General features: G+C 70.4%; 5 protein-coding genes. 2 read left to right on the plus strand and 3 right to left on the minus strand.

Features of this window, described 5'->3' with window-relative positions:
- Positions 1-100: 100 nt before the first annotated feature.
- Entirely contained in the window at positions 101-667 is a 567-nt protein-coding gene (locus tag KGQ19_RS47320; protein WP_212021982.1) for a TIGR03086 family metal-binding protein, read from the minus strand.
- A gap of 127 nt (positions 668-794) precedes the next feature.
- On the opposite strand from KGQ19_RS47320, the gene KGQ19_RS47325 reads away from it, so the two are divergent.
- Together KGQ19_RS47325 and KGQ19_RS47330 are read left to right on the plus strand one after the other, a co-directional pair.
- Positions 795-1,685: a helix-turn-helix domain-containing protein gene (locus KGQ19_RS47325; RefSeq protein ID WP_230420526.1), complete on the plus strand. Its 891-nt coding sequence runs from the start codon at positions 795-797 to the stop codon at positions 1,683-1,685.
- Between the two features lies 1 nt (position 1,686).
- Positions 1,687-2,229 carry a DinB family protein gene (locus KGQ19_RS47330; protein ID WP_212021984.1) on the plus strand — a complete coding sequence of 181 codons (543 nt, stop codon included), beginning with the start codon at positions 1,687-1,689 and terminating at the stop codon, positions 2,227-2,229.
- 47 nt (positions 2,230-2,276) lie between these two features.
- Here KGQ19_RS47330 and acs read toward each other — a convergent pair whose 3' ends face one another.
- Positions 2,277-4,277, minus strand: coding sequence for an acetate--CoA ligase (gene acs, locus KGQ19_RS47335; protein WP_212021986.1), 2,001 nt, complete (start codon positions 4,275-4,277; stop codon positions 2,277-2,279).
- A gap of 97 nt (positions 4,278-4,374) precedes the next feature.
- Complete coding sequence (locus KGQ19_RS47340; RefSeq protein ID WP_212021988.1) at positions 4,375-4,992, minus strand: acetate uptake transporter; 618 nt, start codon at positions 4,990-4,992, stop codon at positions 4,375-4,377.
- Positions 4,993-5,206: the final 214 nt, after the last annotated feature.

The following is a 5,206-nucleotide window of genomic DNA, read 5'->3' on the forward strand; positions in this document are numbered from 1 at the left end:
ACCCCACACGGCGAGCGATCATTCCCCACCTGCCACTCCCACCTGCCACCTGCCACCCGCCACCCGCCACCCCCGGCAGCGGCTACGACCTCAGCTACAGCTACAGCTTCCGCCCCGACACCGCCAGCGCCTTGTCCAGCACCGTCGCGTCCTGCCCCACCGGCGCCTCGGCGGCGAAGCCGTCGTACTGCCGGTACATCTCCGCGGAGGCCTCGACCGCCTTGCCGACGATGGCGGCGACCTCGTCGGAGACCGCGTAGGGCTGGCCGGTGGCGGTGGCCAGGTCCCAGGCGTGCAGGACCATCTCCATCAGGATCATCTCGGCGATCTGCGGGGCCGGGGTCTTGCCGCTGCCGGTGTCGATCTCGCTCTCCCAGACCTCGGCGGGGGTCCAGGCGGCCAGGGCGCGGTCCAGTTGGGCGCGGTAGCGGGCGGCGTAGTCGGGCTCGGCGGCGAAGTCGCGCTCCGTCAGGTCGGGGCCGACCTGCTCGCTGCGGGCGCGGCGCTCGAAGGAGTACGCCGTCCACAGCATCAGGTGGTTCAGCAGCTCCTTGACATCCCACTGTGTGCAGGGGGTCTTGTCGCCGAACTGCTCGGGCTTGGTATTGGCGACGACGCGGGCGGCCTCGTCGGCGGCCTCGGTCAACTGCTCGTGAATGGTGCTCATGCATCGACGCTATGGCGGGCGGCGTGGCACGTCTTGAAGAAACGCGTCAGCGGCCGGCGCTCACCGTCAATGGCATCGATCCATGGCACAGATCGTGAGTGTCGGACCCGTGCCATAGCCTGGCCCCATGCCCGAACCCCAGGTCAAGCCGGTGCAGGAAGACAGCCGCGGCATCGTGCACCCGGCGGCCGCGCACACCGTCTTCAGCCTGGACCGCTTCCCGCCGACCGACGGCCCGGCGCGCTTCGTGGACCGCTACTGGATCTCCACGTGGCGGCTGCCGCCGGGGGTCCGGCACGAGCAGCAGGTGTTGGCCCATCCGGTGGTCAACATGGTGTTCGAGGCGGACGGGGCGATCGTCAAGGGGGTGGACACCGGGCGGTTCTCGATCACGTTGGAGGGCCGGGGGCGCGGGCTGGGCGTCATGTTCCGTCCCGCCGCCTTCGCCCCCTTCTTCGACGGCCCGCTGACCAAGCTCACCGACACCGAGCTCCCGCTGGCGCGGGTCCCGGCCCTGGCCGGCCTGGAGGCGCTGCTGGTCCCGCTGGTCGCCGACCTGGACGTGCCGGCCGAACAGCTCGCCGCCACCGCCGACGCCGCCCTCGCCGAACGGGTCCCGGCCGAGCGGCAGGACTGCGAGACCACCACCGAGTGGGCCGAACTGGCCGTGCGCGACCGCGAGCTGACCCGGGTGGAGGACCTGGCGCGCGCCGCCGGCGTCGGCGTCCGCACCCTGCAGCGGGCCTTCACCGAGCACGTCGGCATCGGACCGAAGTGGTTCCTGCGCCGCTACCGGCTCTACGAGGCCGGGGAGCGGATCGCCCACCGCGAGCGCATCGACTGGGCCGAACTCGCCACCGACCTCGGGTACGCCGACCAGGCACATCTGACCCGGGACTTCACGGCGGCCTTCGGGGTGCCGCCGGCGCAGTACGCGGCGGCGGCCCGGGACCGCGGTGACCATGACCATACTGATCACCGGAGTCAACCGGAACATGCCGCCGAATCCAGGAGCTGATATGACCGTTTCCAACCCCGTCACCCGCGACCTGCTGGCGGTCTTCGAAGACGTGCGATCCCGGCTGCTCGCGCGGCTGGAAGGCCTGACCGACGCCGAGTATCTGTGGGAGCCGGTCCCCGACTGCGTCACCATCAGCCCCGGAACCGACGGCGTCTTCCGCGTCGCCGCCCTGTTCCCGGAGCAGAGCCCGGACGTGCCGGACCCGGTCACCACGATCGCCTGGCGCGTCTGGCACATCGGCAACCTCTGCCTGCGCGGCTACGTGATCCACTTCTTCGAGGACGTTCCCGCCCTCGGCGACCGCCACGAGTGGCCGGGTACCGCGAAGGAGGGCCTGCAGGAACTCGCCGAGGACTGGGAGCGCTTCACCACCCGCATCGCAGCCCTCGGCGACAAGCGCCTGCTGGAGCCCATGGGGCGCGGCGGCGACTTCGGCAAGGAGAGCTACCTGAAGCTCGCGCTGCACGCCCTGGACGAAGTCGCGCACCACGGCGGCGAGATCGGCCTGCTGCGGGACCTCTACCTGCGTGAGAGCGCCTGACCATCCCGCCCGAGGCGGTCGGTCACCGCGGCCGGCCGCGCCCAGCCTCAATCCTCCTCAGCATGCGGCAGCTTCTCCGATATCAGCTCCATCACCGCGGAGTCGGCCAGGGTCGTGGTGTCGCCGATCGCGCGGTCCTCGGCGACATCGCGCAGCAGGCGCCGCATGATCTTGCCGGACCGGGTCTTGGGCAGCTCCGGCACCACGATGATCTGCCGCGGCTTGGCGATCGGGCCGATCGCCTTGCTGACGTGCTCCCGCAGCGTCTCGGCGAGTTCGGCGTACTCCTCGTTGCCGCCGCGCAGGATGACGAAGGCGACGATGCGCTGGCCGGTGGTCTCGTCCTTGGCGCCGACCACCGCGGCCTCGGCCACGACCGGGTTGGAGACCAGCGCGGATTCCACCTCGGTGGTCGAGATGTTGTGGCCGGAGACCAGCATGATGTCGTCGACCCGGCCGAGCAGCCACAGGTCGCCGTCCTCGTCCTTCTTCGCGCCGTCGCCGGCGAAGTAGTAGCCCTGCTCGGCGAACCGGGCCCAGTAGGTGTCGATGAAGCGCTGCGGGTCGCCCCAGATCCCGCGCAGCATCGAGGGCCACGGCTTGTCCAGCACCAGGTACCCGCCGCCGCCGTTGGGCACCGGCGTGCCGCTCTTGTCCACGACGTCCGCCGAGATGCCCGGCAGCGGCCGCATGGCCGAGCCCGGCTTGGCCTCGGTGACGCCGGGCAGCGGGGAGATCATGATCGCCCCGGTCTCGGTCTGCCACCACGTGTCCACCACCGGGGTCCGGCCCCCGCCGATCGTCTCGCGGTACCAGATCCAGGCCTCGGGGTTGATCGGCTCGCCGACCGAGCCCAGCAGCCGCAGGGAGCTGAGATCGAACTTCGCCGGGACCGCCGAGCCCCACTTCATGAAGGTCCTGATGGCTGTCGGCGCGGTGTAGAGGAGCGTGACCTTGTACTTCTGGACGATCTCCCAGAACCGGCCCTGGTGCGGGGTGTCCGGCGTGCCCTCGTACATGACCTCGGTCGCACCGTTGGAGAGCGGTCCGTAGACGATGTAGGAGTGGCCGGTGACCCAGCCGACGTCGGCGGTGCACCAGTAGACATCGGTCTCCGGCTTCAGGTCGAACACCGCGTGATGGGTGTACGAGGCCTGCGTCAGGTACCCGCCGGTGGTGTGCAGGATCCCCTTCGGCTTCCCCGTGGTCCCCGAGGTGTACAGGATGAACAGCGGGTGCTCGGCATCGAAGCCGACCGGGGTGTGCCGGGCGGACTGCCGGTCCACCGACTCGTGCCACCACACGTCGCGCGACGGGTCCCACGCCACGTCGTGGCCGGTGCGCTTGACCACCAGCACCTTCTCGACGGTCGGGGACGCCGCGGCCGCCTCGTCGGCGTTGGCCTTGAGGTTCACCACCGAACCGCGCCGGTGGTAGCCGTCGGCGGTGATCAGCAGCTTGGCGCCGGCGTCCTCGATCCGACCGCGCAGCGCCTCCGGGGAGAACGCGGCGAAGCACACCGAGTGCACCGCGCCGATCCGGGCGCAGGCCAACATCGCGACCGCGGCCTCCGGGATCATCGGCAGGTAGATCGCCACCCGGTCGCCGTCGGCGACGCCGAGCTCGGTCAGCGCGTTGGCGGCCTTGCACACCTCGTCCTTGAGCTGGGCGTAGGTCAGCGAACGGGAGTCGCCGGGCTCGCCCTCGAAGTGGATCGCGACCCGGTCGCCGTTGCCGGCCTCGACGTGCCGGTCCACGCAGTTGTAGGCGGCGTTCAGCTTCCCGCCGACGAACCACTTGGCGAACGGCCGCCCGGACCAGTCCAGGACCTGTGTCCACGGCTGCTCCCAGTGCAGCCGCTCGGCCTGCGTGGCCCAGAACGCCTCGCGGTCGGCGTCGGCGGCGGCGTAGGCCAGGGCGGTGACGTTGGCGTGGTCGCGCACGTCCTGCGACGGGGCGAACCGCCGGTTCTCGCTGAGCAGATTGGCCAGGGTCTCTTGGCTGCCAGTCTGTTGGCTGTCGGCCGACGCCTCTTGCTTATCAGTCATGTCTCCCAGCCCCAGTCGTCACGACGGAAGGGAATGAGGACCGCACGCAGCGGCCCTCATTCCACGCTATTCCCGTTGGCTCATCGCTGCCAGTGGCTCAACGCGGCCAGGTCGGGAGTATCTGCTTCTTGTGCGTCTCGTTGGCCACCGCGGCGAACGAGGCGTACCAGGCCGCCAGTGCGGTGACCAGGCCGACCCAGCCGCCGATCTCGGTGAAGGACGCGGGCGGGGTGGCTGCGTTCTGCCAGGCCCCGATGGCCAGCAACAGGAACGTCAGCGTCAGCAGCGCGAAGACGGCGAGCACGGCACCGTTGGTGCGCAGCGCGGCGACGGTCATGTAGCCGGTGAAGATGAACCAGGCGAACAGGTACAGGCCGAGCGTCTTATGCGCGTCGCCGCCGGTGCTCCAGTGCACGATGCCCCAGTAGCTGAGCCAGAACGCGCCGAAGGAGGAGAAGGCGGTGGCCCCGAAGGTGTTGCCGCGCCGGTACTCCCACATGCCGGCCAGGAACTGCGCGATCCCCCCGTAGAACAGGGCCAGGCCGAGGACGACGTCCCCGCTGCCCTTCTCGGAGATCATGTTGGTGTTGACGACACTGAGGATGAAGGTGGTCATGGCGAATCCGGCCAGGCCCAGCGGGGCCGGATCGGCGATGCCCGAGGACGGGGCGGGGGTGTTGGAGGACGTGGCGGGGGTGTTGGGGGTCTCACTCACGGCAGGTGCGTCCCTTCCGTTGACGGACGCCGCCGGCCGACACCGGCCGCGTCCTGTTCACCGTAGGAAGCGGTGCGGGAAGTGGACATGGCACCGGGGCCGCGGAGTGGACCACCGGTGCGTGGCGTGCGGTGAACGGTTGGTGAAATGCGGCGAGTGGGGCCGTTGGGGCGGTTGAGTGGTCGTCGCCCCGACGGCCCCGACGGGGGAGCCG

The sequence above is a fragment of the Catenulispora pinistramenti genome, assembly GCF_018274385.1.
Lineage (GTDB): Bacteria > Actinomycetota > Actinomycetes > Streptomycetales > Catenulisporaceae > Catenulispora > Catenulispora pinistramenti.

Excerpts from the sequence above, each read along its gene's own strand:
- KGQ19_RS47320 (WP_212021982.1), bottom strand. The coding sequence starts at position 667 with ATGAGCACCATTCACGAGCAGTTGACCGAGGCCGCCGACGAGGCCGCC.
- KGQ19_RS47325 (WP_230420526.1), top strand. The coding sequence starts at position 795 with ATGCCCGAACCCCAGGTCAAGCCGGTGCAGGAAGACAGCCGCGGCATC.
- KGQ19_RS47330 (WP_212021984.1), top strand. The coding sequence starts at position 1,687 with ATGACCGTTTCCAACCCCGTCACCCGCGACCTGCTGGCGGTCTTCGAA.
- acs (WP_212021986.1), bottom strand. The coding sequence starts at position 4,277 with ATGACTGATAAGCAAGAGGCGTCGGCCGACAGCCAACAGACTGGCAGC.